This is a genomic window from Streptococcus pneumoniae (genome assembly GCF_001457635.1).
Taxonomy (GTDB): domain Bacteria; phylum Bacillota; class Bacilli; order Lactobacillales; family Streptococcaceae; genus Streptococcus; species Streptococcus pneumoniae.
This window is the reverse complement of sequence record NZ_LN831051.1, coordinates 1,430,542-1,453,779: the sequence shown is the minus strand read 5'-3', so window position 1 is coordinate 1,453,779 and position 23,238 is coordinate 1,430,542. Positions and strand designations below refer to the sequence as shown.

Sequence of the window (23,238 nt, the reverse complement as noted above, 5' to 3'; positions counted from 1 at the left end):
CTATTATACCAAAAAAATAGTCAGAAGACACAATAGCTAGTCTTGGCTACTGTCTAAGTTGGCTTGTGCATAAGCCTGCCAGATTTTTTGTTGGGGTTTGGCAAGTGGGTAATTCTTGAATTCTTCTGGTGAAAGCCAACGAACTTCCCTATCTGAAAAATCATGGAAGTCACTCACCTGACCTGCTACAATCTGTACATGCCATTTTCGATGACTAAAAACATGCTGGACTGTATCAAAACAAACATCAAGCCAATCAACATCTAGGTCATAGTCCTGCTGGAAACTCTCTTCTGGACTGGGGCCAGAGTTCACACTTTCTTCCGCAACCTGATGAAAGAGGTCAAACTGCTCTTCTTGCGAAAAGTTATCAACTTCTATAAAGGGGAAATGCCAAAAACCTGCCAAGAGCTTTTCGCTTTCATTTTTTTCAAGTAAAAATTGTCCTTGAGAATTTTTCACAACTAAGGCTTTAAGATAAATAGGAACCGGCTTTTTCTTAGGAGATTTAATTGGATAACGGTCCATGGTTCCATTCTGATATGCCGCACTAAAGTCCTTGACTGGGCTTTCTTCAGGTCTGGGATTTACAGGAGACTCAATATCAGACCCTAAGTCCATCAAGGCTTGATTAAAATCACCCGGACGATCTGGATTAATCAAGATCTCCATCATTGCCTGAAAAATTTTTCGATTACTTGGAATCCCAATATCGTGGTTGACTTCAAACAGACGCGCCAAGACCCGCATGACATTACCATCTACAGCTGGCTCAGGCAAGTTAAAAGCAATACTGGAAATGGCTCCTGCTGTGTAAGGTCCAATCCCTTTCAAGCTGGAAATTCCTTCATAGGTATTTGGAAATTGGCCACCAAAGTCAGTCATAATCTGCTGGGCTGCAGCCTGCATATTGCGAACTCGAGAATAATAGCCCAAGCCCTCCCAAGCTTTCAGTAAACTCTCCTCAGGCGCAGTTGCCAGACTTTCGACAGTTGGAAACCAGTCCAAAAATCTTTCGTAGTAAGGGATAACTGTATCCACCCTGGTCTGCTGAAGCATGATTTCAGATACCCAGATGTGATAAGGATTTTTACTTCTCCTCCAAGGCAAATCTCTTTTGTTTTCATCATACCAAGCGAGAAGTTTCTCACGGAAAGAAATGACTTTCTCCTCCGGCCACATGACGATACCGTATTCTTTCAAATCTAACATATCTCTAGTATAACACAGAAGGTTTCACCTGTCTTTGTATCTGATTTATAATATTTTCAATAGATAGTATATAACTTTTCTATCTACTTATACTCAATGAAAATCAAAGAGCAAACTAGGAAGCTAGCCGCAGGTTGCTCAAAACACTGTTTTGAGGTTGTGGATAGAACTGACAGAGTCAGTATCATATACCTACGGCAAGGTGAAGCTGACGTAGTTTGAAAAGATTTTCGAAGAGTATAAATCTTATTGATGAACTGCTTGCAGTCTGAGAAAAAATGAGCTTGGATATTATTTCCAAACTCACTTAAAGTCAATTTCAATCCACTAGAACAAGCCTAGCACAGTTCCATCGCTTTCAACATCCATGTTGAGAGCTGCTGGACGTTTTGGAAGACCTGGCATGGTCATAACATCACCAGTTAAGGCAACGATGAAGCCTGCACCTAATTTTGGTACCAATTCACGAATGGTAATTTCAAAGTTTTCTGGTGCTCCAAGCGCATTTGGATTGTCTGAGAAACTGTATTGAGTTTTAGCCATACAAATTGGCAATTTGTCCCAACCGTTTTGAACGATTTGAGCAATTTGTGTTTGAGCTTTCTTCTCAAAGTTCACTTTGCTACCACGATAGATTTCAGTGACAATTTTTTCAATCTTTTCTTGGACAGAAAGGTCATTATCGTACAAACGTTTATAGTTAGCTGGATTTTCAGCAATTGTCTTAACAACTGTTTCGGCAAGTGCTACTCCACCTTCTGCTCCATCAGCCCAGACACTAGCCAATTCAACTGGTACATCGATTGAGGCACAGAGTTCTTTTAAGACTGCAATTTCAGCTTCTGTATCAGATACAAATTCGTTAATAGCTACAACTGCTGGAATACCGAACTTACGGATATTTTCAACGTGGCGTTTCAAGTTAGCAAAACCTGCACGAACTGCCTCTACATTTTCTTCAGTCAGAGCGTCTTTAGCCACACCACCATTCATCTTAAGGGCACGAAGGGTTGCGACAATAACAACTGCATCTGGAGATGTTGGCAAGTTTGGTGTCTTGATATCAAGGAATTTCTCAGCACCAAGATCCGCACCAAAACCAGCTTCAGTAACAGTGTAATCAGCCAAGTGAAGGGCTGTTGTCGTCGCCAAAACAGAGTTACAGCCATGAGCGATATTGGCAAATGGACCACCGTGTACAAAGGCAGGTGTACCGTAAATTGTCTGAACCAAGTTTGGCTTAATAGCATCCTTCAAAATCAAAGCCAAGGCACCCTCAACCTGCAAATCACCTACAGAAACAGGCGTACGGTCATAGCGATAACCAATAACGATATTCGCCAAACGACGTTTCAAGTCCTCGATGTCCGTTGCCAAGCAAAGAATTGCCATGATTTCTGAAGCAACTGTAATATCAAAACCGTCCTCACGTGGAATACCGTTTAGAGGACCACCAAGACCAACAGTCACATGGCGGAGCGCACGGTCGTTCAAGTCCACAACGCGTTTCCAGAGGATACGACGTTGATCAATTCCCAGCTCATTCCCTTGGTGCAAGTGGTTGTCAATCAAGGCAGAAAGGGCATTGTTGGCAGTTGTAATAGCATGCATATCTCCAGTAAAGTGGAGGTTGATGTCTTCCATTGGCAGAACTTGTGCATACCCACCACCAGCAGCACCACCCTTGATCCCCATGACTGGACCAAGAGACGGTTCGCGGATAGCAATCATGGTTTTCTTGCCAATCTTGTTCAAGGCATCCGCAAGACCAATGGTAAGCGTCGACTTTCCTTCACCTGCAGGTGTTGGGTTGATGGCAGTAACCAAGATCAATTTACCGACTGGATTGCTCTCAACTGCACGAATTTTATCAAAGCTGAGTTTAGCCTTGTACTTTCCGTACAACTCCAAATCGTCATAAGAAATACCAAGTTTCTCTACAACATCAACAATTGGCTTCAACTCAATACTCTGTGCGATTTCAATATCTGTTTTCATTCAAAATTCCTCTAACCTCTTATATGATAATTCATTATATCACAAAACAAGATTTTTAACATCCTAAAACTCTCTAAACGTTCGTAAATATCTCTGTTTTTAAGACTTTTAGAGTCCTTTCTTAAATTTTATATGGCTTTATAGTTTGAAACTATAATAAATCTTCGTTTTTACCAAAAATTTATCACTTTCATTTTACTTACCGCTTATTTTTGTGTACAATAGTGCTATGAAAATTTTAGTTACATCGGGCGGTACCAGTGAAGCTATCGATAGCGTCCGCTCTATCACTAACCATTCTACAGGTCACTTGGGGAAAATTATCACAGAGACTTTGCTTTCTGCAGGGTATGAAGTTTGTTTAATTACGACAAAACGAGCTCTGAAGCCAGAGCCTCATCCTAACCTAAGTATTCGAGAAATTACCAATACCAAGGACCTTCTAATAGAAATGCAAGAACGTGTTCAGGATTATCAGGTCTTGATCCACTCAATGGCTGTTTCTGACTACACTCCTGTTTATATGACAGGGCTTGAGGAAGTTCAGGCTAGCTCCAATCTAAAAGAATTTTTAAGCAAGCAAAATCATCAGGCCAAGATTTCTTCAACTGATGAGGTTCAGGTTTTGTTCCTTAAAAAGACACCCAAAATCATATCCCTAGTCAAGGAATGGAATCCTACTATTCATCTGATTGGTTTCAAACTGCTGGTTGATGTTACCGAAGATCATCTGGTTGACATTGCACGAAAAAGTCTTATCAAGAATCAAGCAGATTTAATCATCGCGAATGACCTGACTCAAATTTCAACAGATCAGCACCGAGCTATATTTGTTGAGAAAAATCAGCTTCAAACAGTCCAGACTAAAGAAGAAATTGCAGAACTCCTCCTTGAAAAAATTCAAGCCTATCATTCTTAGAAAGGAAAACTATGGCAAACATTCTCTTGGCTGTAACGGGTTCAATCGCCTCTTATAAGTCGGCAGATTTAGTCAGTTCTCTAAAAAAACAAGGCCATCAAGTCACTGTCTTAATGACTCAGGCTGCTACAGAGTTTATCCAACCTTTGACACTACAGGTACTCTCACAGAATCCTGTCCACTTGGATGTCATGAAGGAACCCTATCCTGATCAGGTCAATCATATCGAACTTGGAAAAAAAGCAGATTTATTTATCGTGGTACCTGCAACTGCTAACACTATTGCAAAACTAGCTCACGGATTTGCGGACAACATGGTAACCAGTACAGCTCTAGCCCTACCAAGTCATATTCCCAAACTAATAACTCCTGCTATGAATACAAAAATGTATGACCATCCAGTAACTCAGAATAATCTGAAAACATTAGAAACCTACGGCTATCAGCTGATTGCTCCTAAGGAATCCCTACTAGCTTGTGGAGACCACGGACGAGGAGCTTTAGCTGACCTCACAATTATTTTAGAAAGAATAAAGGAAACTATCGATGAAAAAACGCTCTAATATTGCACCCATTGCTATCTTTTTTGCTACCATGCTCGTGATACACTTTCTGAGCTCACTTATCTTTAACCTTTTTCCATTTCCAATCAAACCGACCATTGTTCATATTCCTGTCATTATTGCCAGCATTATTTATGGTCCACGAGTTGGGGTTACACTTGGATTTTTGATGGGATTACTTAGCTTGACGGTTAACACGATTACGATTCTACCGACAAGCTACCTCTTCTCTCCCTTCGTACCAAACGGAAACATCTACTCAGCTATCATTGCCATTGTCCCACGTATTTTGATTGGTTTAACTCCTTACTTAGTCTATAAACTGATGAAAAACAAGACTGGTCTGATTTTAGCTGGGGCCCTTGGTTCCTTGACAAATACTATCTTTGTCCTTGGAGGAATCTTCTTCCTATTTGGAAATGTTTATAATGGAAATATCCAACTTCTTCTGGCAACCGTTATCTCAACAAATTCAATTGCTGAATTGGTCATTTCTGCAATTCTAACCCTAGCCATTGTTCCACGACTACAAACCTTGAAAAAATAAAAACAATCTCCGCTTTCAAACCTGAAGGTGGAGATTTTGCTCTATACAGTTTCTTTTTAATGAAATCTTTACTATAGTAAAACGAAATAAGAACAGGACAAATCGAACAGGACAAATCGAACAGGACAAATCGAACAGGACAAATCGAACAGGACAAATCGATCAGGACAGCCAAATCGATTTCTAACAATGTTTTAGAATTAGAGGTGGACTATTCTAGTTTCAATCTACTATAACTTTTAACTAAAAAATGATCTATAAACCCAAGTAAATTCTTGCTTTATTGTCTGGTTTATTGTACCATACTAGTGTATATGCAGTTAAAAAGGAGATTCTTGTGAATACACGGAAAAAGACACAATTTATGACAATGACAGCCCTTTTAACGGCTATTGCGATTTTGATTCCAATTGTTATGCCTTTCAAGATTGTCATTCCACCTGCTTCCTATACTTTGGGGAGCCACATCGCTATTTTTATAGCCATGTTCTTGTCGCCCTTGATGGCAGTTTTTGTCATCCTAGCCTCTAGTTTTGGATTTTTGATGGCTGGCTATCCCATGGTTATCGTTTTTCGGGCTTTTTCCCATATATCTTTTGGTGCTTTAGGAGCTCTTTACCTACAAAAATTCCCCGATACCCTAGATAAACCAAAATCTTCCTGGGTTTTCAATTTTGTTTTGGCTGTTGTTCATGCCCTTGCTGAAGTATTAGCCTGTGTCCTTTTTTACGCAACTTCGGGTACCAATGTAGAAAACATGTTCTATGTTCTATTTGTACTAGTTGGATTTGGCACAATTATCCATAGTATGGTAGACTATACATTAGCACTAGCTGTCTATAAAGTGCTTCGAAAACGCCGTTAAAAGGAAAAGCTATGACAAAAGATCGCAAACAAGCCCTGCTCCAACTCTTGAAAGAAGCTCCTAAAGCCCTTAATGGCCAAAGTTTGGCGGAACATTTTCATGTCACACGTCAGGTCATTGTGCAGGACATTGCAATTTTGAGAGCCGATGGCGCTCCTATCCTATCCACCAATCGTGGCTACATCTATAAGCAAATTGATACCAATCCTTATGTTCACAAACTTTTCAAAGTGAAACATGAAGTTGAAGAAATCGGTCAGGAACTCCTTGCTATTGTCGATAATGGTGGGCATGTCCAGAATACCTTGATTGACCATCCCGTTTATGGAGAAATTGAAACCTTGCTTAAACTGTCTTGTCGCAGAGATGTGCAACATTTTCTAGAACAAGTCGAGCATTCTGACTTTAGACCTCTATCTGAATTGACAGATGGCATCCATTACCACCTAGTCGAAGCCGAAACACAACAAGACCTCCACTATATCGAGGAGGCCTTGGATCAGCTAGGTTATTTAGTAAAAGACTAGAAGATTTTCTTTTCCCAATCGTCTTCTGTACGGCGAGGATAGAAAAACTCTGACTTGTCGGGAGCTTCCATCATTTCCATCAATGGTAGCATATCATAGGCCAGATTTAAGTTTGGAATCTGGTCTTTTTGCACCCAAGAAACTTCTCCCTCTTCTGAAGATTGAAGGGTACCAGAGAACTCAGTCGCCTTATAACAAATGACAATATAGCGCCCACCTGTATCTAGTGGCCAATTTTTAATGCCGACAAGTTGAGGATTTTGGATAGTCAACCCTGTTTCTTCGTAGATTTCACGAATGACAGACTCCGCAAAAGCCTCATCATTTTCTACATGACCTCCAGGAAAGGCATAACCAGACCAGCGATTGTTTTCAGGGGCGCGATACTGCATCACCACGCGCTGAGTTTCGAGGTCTTCAATCAGACAGATATTTGTTAAAATTGTTAATTGGGAACGGGACATAAATTTACTCGCTTTCTAATTTATTAAATTTTCAGACTTACTACCAGAGATATTATCTTTTACTTTTTTAAAATTATTTAGAATAGAACACCATTCGTTTTTCCTTTATAGGCTTTCCAAGTTCAAGTATTTTTTCTTGTCCATCAAAAGTAAAACCCATTTTTTGATAGAAAGCAATGGCGCGCTTGTTATCTTTCAATACCCATAAGAAAATTTCAGAAAAATGATTAAGAGCAGTCAAAGCTGCTTTCATTAACTTTTGTGCGATACCTTTTCCATAATAGTCTTTTAAAACATATAAAGCAATAATTTCACCAGCTTGAATAGTCTCATCACGAAAATTGCCATAACTGATAAAACCAACCACCTTCACGCCATCCATCGCAATCAATGTATTTTCTGGATACTTTTGACTAAAGAATCGACATCTTTCTAATGTCATTGTATCCTGAAATTCCGCAGGCAAAAGGTCATCATAAGACTCTCTCCACGTTTGCCAGTGAACGAGGGATTTGCCTTCTATCTCTTCAGGAGTTTCCATTGATTTGATAATAACCGTCATTTATTTTCTCCCAGTCTTCTCTCAAAATACCATATTTAATACTATCAAAATATTTACCTTGATAATAACGAACTTTTGGAATATGAGCTTCTTTTTTCATTCTTAATTTTTCAGCAAGTTTCATCATACCAAGATTTCCTGACCAAGTTGTCAAAACCAGATGCTCCAACTCCAAGTAATCCTGAAACGTCCTATCTATCCACTGCAACATAGCAACTTTCCCAATACCAGTGTTCCAGAATTTTTTATCATAAATACCAATTCCATCCATCTTGTTTGTTTACATACCCAATAACGCGAAACAGTCCCAACTAGTTTATCATCAACAAAAATACCAAGGCGATTTGAGTTGCTTAAAATGGATTCTGATTTTTGTAGTTCGAATTCTTTAAAATTTGAAAAATACTGATAATCATCATAATAGGGAGCATCATACTGTTTCCAAACTGGATTAAGTTGTGAATAAGCCATTTCCCATAAAGACATCAAATCTTCTCTCTTTAACTTTCTTAAATAAATCATACTATTCCCCTAATCCAAGGCCTTGACTTCCAACATCATATCACGGATCTGAGCCGCCAGTTCAAAGTCAAGCACTTCGACGGCTTCTTGCATTTGTTTTTCTAGTTTCTTGACGAGTTCTTTGCGCTCTTGTTTGTTGAGGCTATTGATGTCGACTTCCTTGTCCTCTTCCTTAGCAACTGCCTTGGTCACGGCAATCAGGTCACGGATTTCTTTCTTGATTGTCTGTGGTACGATACCATGCTCTTCATTATAGGCCATCTGAATTTTCCGACGGCGGGCAGTTTCATCGATAGCACGTTGCATAGACTGGGTAACCGTGTCTGCATACATGATGACATGGCCTTCACTGTTACGAGCAGCACGTCCAATAGTCTGGATGAGTCCACGTTCGTTGCGAAGGAAACCTTCCTTGTCAGCATCGAGAATAGCTACGAGGCTCACTTCAGGAACGTCAATTCCTTCACGGAGCAGGTTAATTCCGACCAAGACATCAAAGACACCCAAGCGCAGGTCACGGATAATCTCCGTCCGTTCCAAAGTCTTGATATCCGAGTGCATGTACTTGACCTTGATACCCATTTCCTTGAAGTAGTCGGTCAAATCCTCTGCCATTTTCTTGGTCAAAGTTGTGATAAAGGTACGCTCATTTTTTTCAACGCGGGCATTGATTTCACCCAAGAGGTCATCAATCTGTCCCATAGTCGGACGGACTTCCACCTCTGGATCCAAGAGTCCCGTTGGACGAATGATTTGCTCAATCACTGTCTCGGTCTGTTCATTTTCATAGTCACCAGGTGTCGCTGAAACGTAAACAATCTGATGAACGTGACTCTCAAACTCCTCCCGACGGAGAGGACGATTGTCCAAAGCAGACGGCAAACGGAAACCATAATTAACCAGCATTTCTTTACGCGAACGGTCTCCATTGTACATGCCCTTGATTTGCCCTATGGTCATATGACTCTCGTCAATCATAATCAAGAAATCATCTGGGAAGAAGTCGAGAAGCGTATAAGGAGGCTCTCCTTCGCTCCGTCCATCCATGTGGCGAGAATAATTTTCAACCCCATTGGTATAGCCCATCTCACGCAACATTTCGATATCATACTCTGTCCGCTGTTTCAAACGCTGGGCTTCAAGCAGTTTACCTTCCTTTTCAAAGACAGCTAATTGTTCTTCCAACTCGGCCTGAATCTTTGCAATGGCAACTTCCATGTGGTCGTCATTGGTCACAAAGTGTGTCGCTGGGAAAATCGCTAAATGATCCACTTCTCCCAACACCTGACCTGTCAGAGCCTCAACTTCACGAATACGGTCAATTTCGTCTCCAAAAAATTCTACTCGAAAGGCATGTTCATCTCGGGAAGCTGGGAAAATCTCTACCACATCCCCACGAACGCGAAATCTTCCGCGTTGGAAATCAATATCATTGCGTTCAAACTGAATATCGACCAAGTTATTCAAGAGTTTATCACGAGAAATCTCTAGACCAGGACGGAGACTAACGACACTATCAGCGTATTCCTTGGGCGAACCCAAACCATAGATACAAGAGACTGAGGCCACGACAATAACATCATTACGCTCCAAAAGGGCTGAGGTAGCTGAGTGGCGAAGCTTGTCAATCTCGTCATTGACAGAACTATCCTTCTCAATATAGGTATCGCTAGAAGGGACATAGGCCTCTGGCTGGTAATAATCATAGTAGGATACGAAATACTCAACTGCATTTTCAGGGAAAAATTCCTTAAACTCCCCATAGAGCTGACCAGCCAGAGTTTTATTGTGGGCAATAACCAGAGTTGGTTTATTGACTTTAGAAATGACCTGACTCATAGTATACGTCTTCCCTGTTCCAGTCGCCCCCATCAGAATCTGAGCTTTTTCTCCCCCCTCAATGTTATCCACCAACTGCTCGATAGCTTGGGGTTGATCTCCTGATGGTTGATATTTTGATACTAGTTTAAATTGATTATCTGTAATGTGATTGATCATAAGAATCCTCTCTCCATGTGCTATTCCTATTTTAGCATACTTATAGTATTTTCACGAAGAAAAGGATGGACCGAAGTCACATCCTTTCATTTTCTTTCTTTAATTTATTAGCAAGATAGACAATCAGCAGTAGTAATACCAGACTTGTCATAATGGAACCTTCTATGCCAAAAGAACCACCTGATAGCCAATCTTGATTGCCTTGTGGTAAAAAGGTCATCAGAGACGTTCCTGACGGTTGACCACTAACTAAAATCCCAAAGAGATTACCCTGAGCAAAATTCCAAGCACCATGAATACCTGCAACACCCCAAACTGTATCAGTTTTGAGAAGGTAAAGAGCCATGGCAACTCCGAATAAAAAGAGATTTACTAGAGATAGAGGGGTGAGGCCAGAATTGCCCATATGAAGCAGGGTAAAGAACAGGCTAGATATAAGAATAGCTAGTTTTAGATTGGTTCTTGAGGCCAATTGAGGAAGTAGCCAAGCACGGGCCACCACTTCTTCTGCTGTCCCCTGTAAAATCCAAAATGGGATAGTAAAGACGACAAAGGCAAGAGAATAAGGATTCAAGTGAATGGATTCCAAACGATATTGACCTAAGACCACTAAACCTAACAAGGTCAGAAGAAAAAGTGCCAAGCCTAGACTAAATCCTTTCAGAAGATTGCTGAGGAAATTCTCTCTATAAAATCCCAAGGTTCGAATAGGTCTTTTCTCAACTTTTCTTGTCCATCTGAACACAGTGTTAAGAATAAAACCAAAGGCCAGTAATCCTAAAATTAAACGAAAGTCACTTGTTTTATCCGTCAAGCTCTGATGCAAGGTCTGCAAGTAGGTTGCAAGATTTTGACCAGCCTCTCCAAAATTTCTAGCAAGTCCGATGAGAGCTAACAAGCCAATACCATACAAAGTAAAAGCCACAAACTCTCCTATGAAGACAAAAACAAAGGCTAACAAGGGGCTTGTGTAAATGTTTAAACTCATTTTTGAAGCTTGGAAGTCTTTAAATATTCTTTTGTTCTTCATATCCCCGTCCTCTTTTCTTCTATATATACTATTATTATAGCACTTTTTAATAGCAATTCAAGAAAGAAAAGGAAAAATCAATGTTATATTTTCTGACACGAAAAATATAACAATTTGCCTTTTTTTACTTTTTCTGATATAATGAGAGAATATTCGGAAAAGGAGACTAAAAATGAAGAAAAAATTTCTAGCATTTTTGCTAATTTTATTCCCAATTTTCTCATTAGGTATTGCCAAAGCAGAAACGATTAAGATTGTTTCTGATACCGCCTATGCACCTTTTGAGTTTAAAGATTCAGATCAAACTTATAAAGGAATTGATGTTGACATTATTAACAAAGTCGCTGAGATTAAAGGCTGGAACATTCAGATGTCCTATCCTGGATTTGACGCAGCAGTCAATGCGGTTCAAGCTGGGCAAGCCGACGCTATCATGGCAGGGATGACAAAGACTAAAGAACGTGAAAAAGTCTTCACCATGTCTGATACTTACTATGATACAAAAGTTGTCATTGCTACTACAAAGTCACACAAAATTAGCAAGTACGACCAATTAACTGGCAAAACCGTTGGTGTTAAAAACGGAACCGCCGCTCAACGTTTCCTTGAAACAATCAAAGATAAATACGGCTTTACTATTAAAACATTTGACACTGGTGATTTAATGAACAACAGCTTGAGTGCTGGTGCCATCGATGCCATGATGGATGACAAACCTGTTATCGAATATGCCATTAACCAAGGTCAAGACCTCCATATTGAAATGGATGGTGAAGCTGTAGGAAGTTTTGCTTTCGGTGTGAAAAAAGGAAGTAAATACGAGCACCTGGTTACTGAATTTAACCAAGCCTTGGCTGAAATGAAAAAAGATGGTAGTCTTGATAAAATTATCAAGAAATGGACTGCTTCATCATCTTCAGCAGTGCCAACTACAACCACTCTCGCAGGATTAAAAGCTATTCCTGTTAAGGCTAAATATATCATTGCCAGCGATTCTTCTTTTGCACCTTTTGTTTTCCAAAATTCAAGCAACCAATACACTGGTATTGATATGGAATTGATTAAGGCAATCGCTAAAGACCAAGGTTTTGAAATTGAAATCACCAACCCTGGTTTTGATGCTGCTATCAGTGCTGTCCCAGCTGGTCAAGCCGATGGTATCATTGCTGGTATGTCTGTCACAGATGCTCGTAAGGCAACTTTTGACTTCTCAGAATCATACTACACTGCTAATACCATTCTTGGTGTCAAAGAATCAAGCAATATTGCTTCTTATGAAGATCTAAAAGGAAAGACAGTCGGTGTTAAAAACGGAACTGCTTCTCAAACCTTCCTAACAGAAAATCAAAGCAAATACGGTTACAAAATCAAAACCTTTGCTGATGGTTCTTCAATGTATGACAGTTTAAACACTGGTGCCATTGATGCCGTTATGGATGATGAACCTGTTCTCAAATATTCTATCAGCCAAGGTCAAAAATTGAAAACTCCAATCTCTGGAACTCCAATCGGTGAAACAGCCTTTGCCGTTAAAAAAGGAGCAAATCCAGAACTGATTGAAATGTTCAACAACGGACTTGCAAACCTTAAAGCAAACGGTGAATTCCAAAAGATTCTTGACAAATACCTAGCTAGCGAATCTTCAACTGCTTCAACAAGTACTGTTGACGAAACAACGCTCTGGGGCTTGCTTCAAAACAACTACAAACAACTCCTTAGCGGTCTTGGTATCACTCTTGCTCTAGCTCTTATCTCATTTGCTATTGCCATTGTCATCGGAATTATCTTCGGTATGTTTAGCGTTAGCCCATACAAATCTCTTCGCGTCATCTCTGAGATTTTCGTTGACGTTATTCGTGGTATTCCATTGATGATTCTTGCAGCCTTCATCTTCTGGGGAATTCCAAACTTCATCGAGTCTATCACAGGCCAACAAAGCCCAATTAACGACTTTGTAGCTGGAACAATTGCCCTCTCACTCAATGCGGCTGCTTATATCGCTGAAATCGTTCGTGGTGGTATTCAGGCCGTTCCAGTTGGCCAAATGGAAGCCAGCCGAAGCTTGGGTATCTCTTATGGAAAAACCATGCGTAAGATTATCTTGCCACAAGCAACTAAATTGATGTTGCCAAACTTTGTCAACCAATTCGTTATCGCTCTTAAAGATACAACTATCGTATCTGCAATCGGTTTGGTTGAACTCTTCCAAACTGGTAAGATTATCATTGCTCGTAACTACCAAAGTTTCAAGATGTATGCAATCCTTGCTATCTTCTATCTTGTAATTATCACACTTTTGACTAGACTAGCGAAACGCTTAGAAAAGAGGATTCGTTAATGGCAAAATTAAAAATTGATGTAAATGATTTACACAAGCACTATGGAAAAAATGAAGTCCTAAAAGGAATTACGACTAAGTTCTATGAAGGAGATGTTGTTTGTATCATCGGTCCTTCAGGTTCTGGTAAGTCAACTTTCCTCCGTAGCCTCAATCTTTTAGAAGAAGTCACTAGCGGTCACATCACTGTGAACGGCTATGATTTAACTGAAAAAACAACCAATGTTGACCACGTCCGTGAAAATATCGGCATGGTATTCCAACACTTCAACCTCTTCCCTCATATGTCTGTATTGGACAACATCACCTTTGCTCCTATTGAGCACAAGTTGATGACTAAGGAAGAAGCTGAGGAATTGGGAATGGAGTTGCTTGAAAAGGTTGGACTAGCAGATAAAGCTAATGCCAATCCAGATAGCCTATCAGGTGGTCAAAAACAACGTGTGGCCATCGCTCGTGGCCTAGCAATGAATCCAGACATCATGCTCTTCGATGAACCAACTTCTGCCCTTGACCCTGAGATGGTTGGAGACGTACTTAACGTTATGAAGGAATTGGCTGAGCAAGGCATGACCATGATTATCGTAACCCATGAGATGGGATTTGCTCGTCAGGTTGCCAACCGCGTTATCTTTACTGCAGATGGCGAGTTCCTTGAAGACGGAACACCTGACCAAATCTTTGATAACCCACAACACCCTCGTCTGAAAGAGTTCTTAGATAAGGTCTTAAACGTCTAAACTCAAACTGTAAGGATTTCCTTGCAGTTTTTCTACCTCGTATTGGAATTTTTGATTTTTCGGAAAATTATGTTAGAATTAAGTTTATGAAATGAGGTTTCCTCATACCTAGCAAGACTAGGAATAAAAATAGAAATTAGGTAGCTAGATGTCATCTAAGGTTATTGTTACAATTTTCGGTGCGAGTGGAGACCTGGCTAAACGCAAGCTCTACCCTTCCCTTTTTAGACTATATAAATCCGGCAATCTTTCCAAGCACTTTGCCGTTATTGGAACTGCCCGTAGACCTTGGAGTAAGGAATATTTTGAATCTGTAGTTGTCGAGTCCATCCTTGATTTGGCAGATAGTACCGAGCAAGCCCAAGAATTTGCTAGCCACTTCTACTATCAAAGCCATGATGTCAATGATTCGGAACATTATATTGCTTTGCGTCAATTACAAGCTGAGCTTAATGAAAAATACCAAGCTGAACACAATAAGCTCTTCTTCTTGTCTATGGCACCTCAGTTCTTTGGAACCATTGCCAAACACCTCAAATCTGAAAACATTGTCGATGGCAAAGGTTTTGAGCGCTTGATCGTTGAAAAACCATTTGGTACAGATTACGCAACTGCAAGCAAGTTGAATGACGAACTCCTAGCAACATTTGACGAAGAACAAATTTTCCGTATCGACCATTATCTTGGTAAGGAAATGATCCAAAGCATCTTTGCAGTTCGCTTTGCAAACTTGATTTTTGAAAACGTTTGGAACAAGGATTTTATCGACAATGTTCAAATTACCTTTGCGGAGCGCTTGGGTGTAGAAGAACGTGGTGGCTACTATGACCAATCCGGTGCCCTCCGTGACATGGTCCAAAACCACACTCTACAACTTCTTTCGCTCCTCGCCATGGACAAACCAGCAAGCTTCACAAAAGACGAGATTCGTGCTGAAAAGATTAAGGTCTTTAAAAACCTCTATCATCCAACTGATGAAGAACTCAAAGAACACTTTATCCGTGGGCAATACCGCTCTGGTAAGATTGATGGCATGAAATACATCTCTTATCGTAGCGAACCAAATGTGAATCCAGAATCAACAACTGAAACCTTTACATCTGGTGCCTTCTTTGTAGACAGCGATCGATTCCGTGGTGTTCCTTTCTTTTTCCGTACAGGTAAACGACTGACTGAAAAAGGAACTCATGTCAACATCGTCTTTAAACAAATGTATTCTATCTTTGGAGAACCACTTGCTCCAAATATTTTGACCATCTATATTCAACCAACAGAAGGCTTCTCTCTTAGCCTAAATGGGAAGCAAGTAGGAGAAGAATTTAACTTGGCTCCTAACTCACTTGATTATCGTACAGACGCGACTGCAACTGGTGCTTCTCCAGAACCATACGAGAAATTGATTTATGATGTCCTAAATAACAACTCAACCAACTTTAGCCACTGGGATGAAGTTGGTGCGTCATGGAAGTTGATTGATCGTATTGAAAAGCTCTGGGCTGAAAATGGTGCCCCACTTCATGACTATAAAGCTGGAAGCATGGGACCTCAAGCCAGCTTTGACCTACTTGAAAAATTCGGTGCCAAATGGACTTGGCAACCAGATATCGCCTATCGTCAAGATGGTCGCTTAGAATAAAAAAATTTCCTGCAAGTTTATGCCTTGCAGGATTTTTGCTTCTGATTAGATTAAACCTTCCAAGAGACCTTTCATAAAGTTTTCTGAGTTAAACTCTCCAATATCATAGATTTTTTCACCAAAACCAATCAATTTTACAGGAATATTGAGTTCTTCACGAATGGCTAGAACCACACCTCCTCGAGCAGTTCCATCAATCTTAGTCAAAACAATTCCCGTTAAAGGTGTGATTTTCGAAAATTCTTTGGCCTGTACTAGGGCATTTTGACCTGTTGATGCATCAAGTGCCAAGAAGGTTTCATGTGGTGCTTCTGGCACAACACGTTTGATAATACGACCAATCTTTTCCAACTCAGCCATAAGGTTATCCTTATTTTGCAGACGACCAGCAGTATCAATCATGAGAATATCGATACCTTCAGCCACGGCACGTTCCATACCATCAAAGACCACGCTGGCTGGATCAGCTTTTTCAGGTCCAGTTACTACTGGAACATCTACTCGTCGGCCCCATTCAGCTAGCTGAGCTACTGCACCCGCACGGAAGGTATCTGCTGCAACCAGCATGACCTTCTTACCAGTTTGTTTGTAGCGGTGGGCTAGTTTTCCGATAGAAGTTGTTTTCCCAACACCATTCACACCAACAAAGAGCATAACTGTCAAGTTATCTTGGAAGTGGATGCTTTCATCGTAGCTACCATCCTTTTCATAAAGCTCAACCAATTTCTCAATGATGACACGACGAAGTGCATCAGGTTTCTTGGCATTTTCAAGCTTGGCTTCGTAACGTAGTTCCTCCGTTAAGTTAGAAGCGACTTGGACACCAACATCACTCATAATCAGCAGTTCTTCCAGTTCCTCGAAAAATTCTTCGTCAACAGAGCGGAAGTTAGCAAAGAAGGCATTCAAGCGGGCACCGAAACCTGTGCGAGTTTTCTTAAGACTGCGGTCATATTTTTCCTGAACAGTTTCTTCTGTTTGAGGCCTTTCTGCTTCAAGAATTTCAGAATTATTTTCTTCTACAGTCTCTAGAAACTCAGTATTCCCTTCTTCTGAGTGTGGAAATTCTTCGACTTCTTTTTGAGAAACTTCTACAACTGGCTCTAAATCCAGACTTTCTTCAACTGTGTCTTGGATTTCCTCTTCTTGGAACACAGCTTGTTCAACAATTTCAACCTCTGCTTCTTCCTGAGAAACTTCCTCAACTTCTGTGAAGGTAGGATCAACATCTTCAGACAAATCAAGATTTTCCAGAGCTTCTTTTACAACTTCTTCGATTTTAGGTTCTTCTTTTTTTCCGAATAGACGGTCAAACAATCCCATATCTTAGTTCTCCTTTAGCACATATTCTTCGATAGCCCAGGCGACAGCTTCCTCATCGTTGGTCATCGGCGTCACTACATTTGCGGCTGCCTTTACTTCAGGAACAGCGTTTTGCATAGCAACACCAAGACCTGCCCATTCAATCATAGAGAGGTCATTGGCCTCGTCACCACAAGCCATCACTTGGCTTTGGTCGATTCCAAGATGGCTGATTAGTTTTGCCAAACCTGTTGCTTTATGAACATTCTTTGGTGACCATTCTAGCAACATTTCACGTGATTTAAAGATTTCATATTGGTCAAACAATTCTGGAGAAATCTTCTGAATGGCTGCATCCAAGGATTCTTGAGCAAAGGCGGTCACGCATTTGTTGTAGGTCATTTGACTAGATAAGTCTTCAAAGTCCACTGGAACAAAGGTCAAGGCTGGATTAAATTTGGCATAAAGACTTTCTTGGTCCGATTGGATTTGATAAACTGTTCCTTCTGAGATGGCATCAAGAGGCAGTGATAATTTCTCTGTTTCTTCATACAAGCGTGCTACATCATCATATGAAAAGACTGTCTTATCAAGGATTTCACCTGTATTTTTCTGAACCAAACCACCATTAAAAGTAATGGTATACTCATCTTCGTGGCCGTCAGTCCCTAGCTCATGGAGAAAGAAATCCATGGCTTTTAGGGGACGACCAGTTGTCAATACGACCTTGATACCACGATCACGCGCAGCTTTCAAGGTTGCCTTGGTGCGATCCGTCAGCCTTTTATCAGTAGTCAGCAAGGTCCCGTCCAAGTCCAATGCAATCAATTTTATATCTGCCATTATAAGCCCTCCATATAAGCTATAACCGACTGGTCCTTATGGTGACCAATCACTGTCTCTGCTAATTCTAAAATTTCAGATCGTGCATTTTCAGGAGCCACAGGATGCCCCACAACCTGCATCATATGCAAGTCATTTAGATTGTCTCCAAAAGCCATAACCTGATCCATTGTGATACCAAGTTTTTTAGCTAATTCAACAATGGCCACTCCCTTATCGACATAGTCCAGAACAATATCAATGGACTCAAAGCCAGTTGTCATGGCCTTAACACCAGGGACATGTTCATTAACCCAAGCTTCCCCAGCTTCCAGCGTTTCTTCTGTGAAGTTGGTTGTAAATTTGAAAATGTCATCTGTAATATCTTCCAGACTCGCTACTTTTTGGATATTTTCATTATAGTGCTGACTCACTTTCAAATAGGTCTCATCAACCGTATCTAGCACATAAGATCCTTTTTTCCCCGTCAAGAGCAGTTTATTGATATCTACATAAGGTGAAGTTTGTAACTTTTCAAAAGTTGCTAGATAAAAGTCACGAGACATGGTCGCTTCATACAAGTCCTGACCTTGATATTCGACCAAACTGCCATTTTCCGCAATGAAAATAATATCATTACGAACATCAGCAAATAATTTTTCTAGAGACAGAAATCCGCGCCCCGAAGCCACCGCAAAGTAAATCCCTTTTTCCTTGTAGGAAGTCAAAAGAGACTTGAGGCGCTCCATATCAAAGCGCCCATTCCCATCTAGGAAGGTTCCGTCCATATCCGTTGCTACTAATTTAATTGTCATCCTTCAATACTTTCTAAATCTTTTAACTTAACTGAAACAATCTTTGAAACACCCGATTCTTGCATGGTCACTCCATAGATGGAATCAGCCGCTGCCATGGTTCCCTTACGGTGGGTTACGACGATAAACTGGCTGTCCTTGTCAAAGCGGTTGAGGTAATCCCCAAAACGTTTAACATTGGCTTCATCCAGCGCAGCTTCCACCTCATCCAAGATAACAAATGGAATAGTCTTGACACGAATAATGGAGAAGAGCAAGGCAAGAGCCGATAGAGCTTTTTCACCACCACTCATGAGATTAAGGGACTGGATTTTCTTACCTGGAGGTTGAACAGAAATCTCCACACCAGCTGTCAGCAAGTCTCCCTCAGTCAAAATCAGGTCCGCTTGACCTCCGCCAAACATCTGCTTGAAGGTCACTTTAAAGGACTCACGGATAGCTTCAAAGGTTGATTTAAAGCGTTCCTTGACCTCATCATTCATCTCTGTAATAGTCTCAAGAAGCAGATTTTTCGCTGACAAAATGTCATCTCGCTGGCTATTGAGGAAATCCAGACGGCTGTGAACTTCTTCGTACTGGTCAATAGCATCCAAGTTGACAGGACCCAGTGAGCGAATAGCCTTCTCTAAATCCTGCACCTCTTGCTCTGCCAGATTGAGATTGTCCAACTCATGCGCTTTTTCTAGTGCTTCAGTATAGCTAATCTGGTACTGGTCTGTTAATTGACTTTGTAGATGGCGCAAGCGCTCGCTGACCTTTTCTTTCTTGGCTTCAGCACGTGTTTGCTTGCGAATCCACTCCTCATTCTGCTGGCGAGCCTGATCCAAATGACTAGCAATATCATCCAGCTGACCTTCTATATCATCCAACTCAAACTGTTTGCGAATCAAACCTTGTTGGAGGTTCGTTTTCTGAGTTTTGGATTCTTCCGCCTGTTGACTGAGCAATTCTGTATCAACCTTCTCAAGATTGTCAACCTTTTCTTGAAGAAGGCGCTGAATTTCTTCTTGCTCAATATCAAGATTATCTAGTTCCTTACCTAAGCGTTCAATATCAGTCACTTCATAACGTTTTTGCCCTTGCAGTTCTGTCTTAAGTAGACGAGCTTGAGCTAGCTCTTCCTGCAAGTTTTGATAACGTTCTTGGATGGCGTTTTTATTAGACTTAATCTCTTCAATCTCAGCTTCCAGATTATTCTTTTCACTAGTGATTGTAGTAAGGCGCTCTTGGCATTTTTCCTTATCCGCTTGCCATTCTCCCTCAGAAAGACGATTTAATTCCTCTTCTTGGAGTTTCCAAAGAGTTTCTAGCTCTTCAACTTGCTGACTGGTCTGCTGATAGGCGAGGGACAAGCCTTGCTCCTGAATACGAGCCTGCTCTCCCTGAGATTTGATGGCTTCTAATCTTTCTGTCAATCTAGCTAGCTCATCTTGCAAGTTCTTCAAACTCACTTCATCTGAACGCAAACTTGCTTCTTCTTCAGCAATTTCTTTTTGTAATTGCTCCAGTTCTGGCTTGATGAAAATACTGTTATTCTGACGATTGGCTCCACCTGCGTAAGAACCACCTGTGCGCAACTCTGTACCGTCCAAAGTCACCATACGAACCTGATAACGAACTTTGCGCGCTGCTGCACGCGCATGCTCAACGGTATCAAAAATCGCTGTCGTAGCTAGCAAGTTCTTGAAAATAGCTTCCAGTCTCGTATCGAATGTCACCAACTCATCTGCCATGCCTAGAAATCCCGCACTTGCAGCGATAACATCTTGGTTCTGACTAGAAATCGTACGCGCCTTGATAGTCGTCAACGGAAGGAAGGTTGCACGACCAGCTCTATTTCGTTTGAGGAAATCAATCGCCTTGGTTGCCGACTCTTCATCTTCTACGATGATATGCTGACTGCTGGCTCCAAGTGCAATCTCTAAGGCAGTTTGATAATGCACATCAAAGGTCAAATGCTCACTAACAGCACCAATAATCCCACCAAGGCGGTCTTTTTCTTGGAGAACACTCTTTACACCTGCATAAAAGTTACTGTGATTTCTAAGGATGTTTTCCAAACTTTGAGCTCTAGCCTGCTTGTTTTTAAGACTATCCAGACGGTCAAAGAGTTGACTTTGTTGAGCTTGATAGGAAGTTTTTTGCTCCTCTTGCTCCTTGGCAATAGCTTGATAGTCAGCCAATAATTTCTGAACCTGCACCTTGGCAGTTTCAAGCTCGTCTTTTTGCTGACTAGCCTTCTCTTTAGCTGTAGCTAATTGCTCTTTCAGCTTTTCTAGTTGATCTGCTTGTTTTTGAGAAAGCTGACGACTATTTTCCAACTCATTCTCGATGCGGGTCAGTTGGTTTGAGACATCCGCTTCTTCTTGTAAAAGCGCCACAAAGCGTTCACGCAAAAGCTCAATCATCTGATCAGGATCATCTGAAAAAGCTAGCAATTCAGCTTCTAAACGATTGAGTTTTTGATTATTTTGGACTAGATTTTCCTCTAAAAGTACTAAAGAGCTTTCTTTATCAGATTTTTCTTGGCTGAGTGAATTTCTCTTGTCCTCCAAAACAGCCAAACGAGCTTGTGCTTCCTGTTGATTCAGGGCTACTTGCTCAGATTCTAATTTCGATAGGGCTAATTTTCTCTCTAAATCACTAATCAGACTGGTCAAATCCATCAAACTGCCTTGGTCTTTGGCCATTTCAGCCTGTAAATCTTGGCGTTGCTTTTTAAGAGTTTGATTTTCTTCTTCTAATTTTTCACGCTTTTGGTAATAACTCATCAAGAGTTCTTGAACCTGAGCCAACTCTTCTTCTGTCGACTCTAGTTCAGCCTTATTTTCCTTGATTTGAGCAACCAGAACATCTAAATAAATAGCCTTACGTTGTCCTTCCAAGTCTAAAAACTTACGGGCATTCTCAGCTTGCTTTTCAAGAGGCTTGATTTGATTATCCAACTCGTAGATAATGTCCTCTAAGCGGTCCAGATTATCCTGAGTTTGCTGCAGTTTACTCTCGGTTTCTTTTCTGCGAGTCTTGTATTTTAAAACTCCAGCAGCTTCTTCAAAAATAGCTCGTCGTTCCTCAGGCTTGGAATTAAAAATCTCCTCAACCTTCCCTTGGGAAATAATAGAGAAGGAATCTCGTCCCAATCCAGTATCCAAGAAGAGGTCATGAATATCACGCAGACGGACTTTCTTGCCGTCAATCTTGTATTCGCTATCTCCACTACGATAGATATGGCGTTCCACCCTGATTTCTTGACCTGCATCCTTGATAAATCCGTCATGATTATCCAGAGTCACAACTACAGAAGCATAATTGAGCGGTTTGCGACTTTCGGTTCCAGCAAAGATGACATCCGGCATCTTGCCCCCACGGAGACTCTTGACACTAGACTCCCCCAAAGCCCAACGCAGACTTTCTGTAATATTGGACTTTCCAGATCCATTGGGTCCAACAACTGCCGTCACACCTTGGTCAAAAACGACCTTGGTCTTATCAGCAAAAGACTTGAACCCCTGAATTTCGATTTCCTTTAAATACATGAATCCAGCCCCTTCTCAACGGCATTTTTGGCAGCTTCCTGCTCTGCTAATTTCTTAGAACGACCTTGGCCTTGACCGATGCTCTTACCTTCAACAAGAACTTCTACATCAAAGACCTTATCATGAGCAGGCCCTGTTTCAGAAATCACCTGATAACGAATAGCCACATCACCATTGACCTGAAGCAACTCTTGGAGATGGGTTTTATAGTCTGTAATCATCTCAAACTCGCCTGCTTCAACCTTAGGAATGATGACTTGATAGATAAATTCCTTGACCTTGGCCACATCCTTATCCAAAAGAAGGGCACCAAGAAAGGCTTCAAAGGCATCACCAAGAATGGTGTCACGATTGCGACCACCTGATTTTTCTTCCCCTTTACCCAACTTGATAAACTGGTTAAACTGGCAATCACGCGCAAAACCAGCTAAACTCTCCTCACGGACAATCATAGCACGGAGTTTTGATAGGTCACCTTCAGGCTTTTTAGGATATTTTTTATATAGATATTCTGAAATCAATAACTGTAGAACAGCGTCTCCTAAAAATTCCAAGCGTTCATTGTGTGAAATTTTTAAGAGGCGGTGCTCATTGGCATAACTCGTATGAGTAAAGGCAGTTTCCAGTAAATTTTTGTCTGCAAATTCGATTGCAAAATGATTCTTTAGTACAGTTTGTAATTCTTTCATACCAACCTCTTTCTAACTGATAATAGTCCTTTTTATTATATCAAAAAAAGCCCCCTGAGTCACTCTAAAACGGGACTGGAAAGCATTTGGGAATTCTTTAGACAGAGATTCTCAGTTTTAGCGGCAAATTTGGGTCAGGATAAAGAAAAAAGC

General features: G+C 40.9%; 20 protein-coding genes and 1 pseudogene. 9 read left to right on the top strand and 12 right to left on the bottom strand.

The genetic code is table 11. From position 1 onward, the window contains the following. Positions 1-36: 36 nt before the first annotated feature. Positions 37-1,212, bottom strand: coding sequence for an A/G-specific adenine glycosylase (mutY, locus tag AT689_RS07785; protein WP_000886147.1), 1,176 nt, complete (start codon positions 1,210-1,212; stop codon positions 37-39). A 96-nt stretch (positions 1,213-1,308) separates the two neighbouring features. Between mutY and AT689_RS13500 the strand changes: the two genes are divergently transcribed. Further along, positions 1,309-1,434: a hypothetical protein gene (locus tag AT689_RS13500; protein WP_001818232.1), complete on the top strand. Its 126-nt coding sequence runs from the start codon at positions 1,309-1,311 to the stop codon at positions 1,432-1,434. Positions 1,435-1,539: 105 nt separating this feature from the next. Here the strand turns inward: AT689_RS13500 and AT689_RS07780 are convergent, their stop codons facing one another. Continuing rightward, positions 1,540-3,210: a formate--tetrahydrofolate ligase gene (locus AT689_RS07780; RefSeq protein ID WP_000845290.1), complete on the bottom strand. Its 1,671-nt coding sequence runs from the start codon at positions 3,208-3,210 to the stop codon at positions 1,540-1,542. A 229-nt stretch (positions 3,211-3,439) separates the two neighbouring features. On the opposite strand from AT689_RS07780, the gene coaB reads away from it, so the two are divergent. The 5 genes from coaB to AT689_RS07755 all read left to right on the top strand — a co-directional run bounded on the left by coaB (position 3,440) and on the right by AT689_RS07755 (position 6,631). Beyond that, positions 3,440-4,129 (top strand): phosphopantothenate--cysteine ligase, encoded by a 690-nt coding sequence (coaB, locus tag AT689_RS07775; RefSeq protein ID WP_000699503.1) that lies wholly within the window; start codon positions 3,440-3,442, stop codon positions 4,127-4,129. Between the two features lie 11 nt (positions 4,130-4,140). Then, a complete protein-coding gene (gene coaC / locus AT689_RS07770) occupies positions 4,141-4,692 on the top strand; it encodes a phosphopantothenoylcysteine decarboxylase (protein WP_001284130.1) in 552 nt (183 codons plus the stop codon). Then, positions 4,676-5,239: an ECF transporter S component gene (locus AT689_RS07765; RefSeq protein WP_000747408.1), complete on the top strand. Its 564-nt coding sequence runs from the start codon at positions 4,676-4,678 to the stop codon at positions 5,237-5,239. Before coaC ends, AT689_RS07765 begins: the two co-directional genes overlap by 17 nt. 337 nt (positions 5,240-5,576) lie before the next feature. After that, on the top strand, positions 5,577-6,104 hold the full coding sequence (locus AT689_RS07760) for an ECF transporter S component (protein ID WP_001097402.1): 528 nt from the start codon (positions 5,577-5,579) through the stop codon (positions 6,102-6,104). An 11-nt stretch (positions 6,105-6,115) separates the two neighbouring features. After that, positions 6,116-6,631 carry a transcription repressor NadR gene (locus tag AT689_RS07755; protein ID WP_000159176.1) on the top strand — a complete coding sequence of 172 codons (516 nt, stop codon included), beginning with the start codon at positions 6,116-6,118 and terminating at the stop codon, positions 6,629-6,631. Here AT689_RS07755 and AT689_RS07750 read toward each other — a convergent pair. The 5 genes and pseudogenes from AT689_RS07750 to AT689_RS07730 form a co-directional block, all read right to left on the bottom strand. Next, a complete protein-coding gene (locus tag AT689_RS07750) occupies positions 6,628-7,095 on the bottom strand; it encodes an 8-oxo-dGTP diphosphatase (RefSeq protein WP_000091534.1) in 468 nt (155 codons plus the stop codon). The genes AT689_RS07755 and AT689_RS07750 overlap by 4 nt on opposite strands. A gap of 73 nt (positions 7,096-7,168) precedes the next feature. Next, positions 7,169-7,657 (bottom strand): GNAT family N-acetyltransferase, encoded by a 489-nt coding sequence (locus AT689_RS07745; protein WP_000216018.1) that lies wholly within the window; start codon positions 7,655-7,657, stop codon positions 7,169-7,171. Beyond that, a pseudogene (locus AT689_RS07740) lies at positions 7,623-8,179 on the bottom strand (GNAT family N-acetyltransferase). Before AT689_RS07740 ends, AT689_RS07745 begins: the two are co-directional and overlap by 35 nt. A 9-nt stretch (positions 8,180-8,188) precedes the next feature. Next, complete coding sequence (uvrB, locus tag AT689_RS07735) at positions 8,189-10,177, bottom strand: excinuclease ABC subunit UvrB (protein WP_000607040.1); 1,989 nt, start codon at positions 10,175-10,177, stop codon at positions 8,189-8,191. 76 nt (positions 10,178-10,253) lie between these two features. Next, positions 10,254-11,207 carry a CPBP family intramembrane glutamic endopeptidase gene (locus AT689_RS07730; RefSeq protein ID WP_000792121.1) on the bottom strand — a complete coding sequence of 318 codons (954 nt, stop codon included), beginning with the start codon at positions 11,205-11,207 and terminating at the stop codon, positions 10,254-10,256. A 172-nt stretch (positions 11,208-11,379) separates the two neighbouring features. Here AT689_RS07730 and AT689_RS07725 point away from each other — a divergent pair, with 172 nt between their 5' ends. From AT689_RS07725 to zwf, 3 genes are all read left to right on the top strand, one after another. After that, positions 11,380-13,545 (top strand): ABC transporter substrate-binding protein/permease, encoded by a 2,166-nt coding sequence (locus AT689_RS07725; RefSeq protein WP_000726254.1) that lies wholly within the window; start codon positions 11,380-11,382, stop codon positions 13,543-13,545. Beyond that, positions 13,545-14,285 carry an amino acid ABC transporter ATP-binding protein gene (locus AT689_RS07720; RefSeq protein ID WP_001096313.1) on the top strand — a complete coding sequence of 247 codons (741 nt, stop codon included), beginning with the start codon at positions 13,545-13,547 and terminating at the stop codon, positions 14,283-14,285. The genes AT689_RS07725 and AT689_RS07720 overlap by 1 nt, the downstream gene beginning before the upstream one ends. Positions 14,286-14,433: 148 nt before the next feature. Further along, complete coding sequence (zwf, locus tag AT689_RS07715; protein ID WP_000096142.1) at positions 14,434-15,921, top strand: glucose-6-phosphate dehydrogenase; 1,488 nt, start codon at positions 14,434-14,436, stop codon at positions 15,919-15,921. Between the two features lie 45 nt (positions 15,922-15,966). Here zwf and ftsY read toward each other — a convergent pair whose 3' ends face one another. From ftsY to rnc, 5 genes are read right to left on the bottom strand one after another with little or no spacing between them, the layout of a single operon-like run. Then, positions 15,967-17,244, bottom strand: a complete 1,278-nt coding sequence (gene ftsY, locus AT689_RS07710) for a signal recognition particle-docking protein FtsY (protein ID WP_000522328.1) — start codon at positions 17,242-17,244, stop codon at positions 15,967-15,969. A 3-nt stretch (positions 17,245-17,247) separates the two neighbouring features. Beyond that, positions 17,248-18,066: a Cof-type HAD-IIB family hydrolase gene (locus AT689_RS07705; RefSeq protein ID WP_000763440.1), complete on the bottom strand. Its 819-nt coding sequence runs from the start codon at positions 18,064-18,066 to the stop codon at positions 17,248-17,250. Then, positions 18,066-18,860, bottom strand: a complete 795-nt coding sequence (locus AT689_RS07700; protein WP_000153045.1) for a Cof-type HAD-IIB family hydrolase — start codon at positions 18,858-18,860, stop codon at positions 18,066-18,068. The genes AT689_RS07705 and AT689_RS07700 overlap by 1 nt, the downstream gene beginning before the upstream one ends. Beyond that, positions 18,857-22,396 (bottom strand): chromosome segregation protein SMC, encoded by a 3,540-nt coding sequence (gene smc, locus AT689_RS07695; RefSeq protein WP_000280937.1) that lies wholly within the window; start codon positions 22,394-22,396, stop codon positions 18,857-18,859. Before smc ends, AT689_RS07700 begins: the two co-directional genes overlap by 4 nt. Then, positions 22,387-23,085, bottom strand: a complete 699-nt coding sequence (rnc, locus tag AT689_RS07690; protein WP_000661496.1) for a ribonuclease III — start codon at positions 23,083-23,085, stop codon at positions 22,387-22,389. Before rnc ends, smc begins: the two co-directional genes overlap by 10 nt. Positions 23,086-23,238 lie beyond the last annotated feature (153 nt).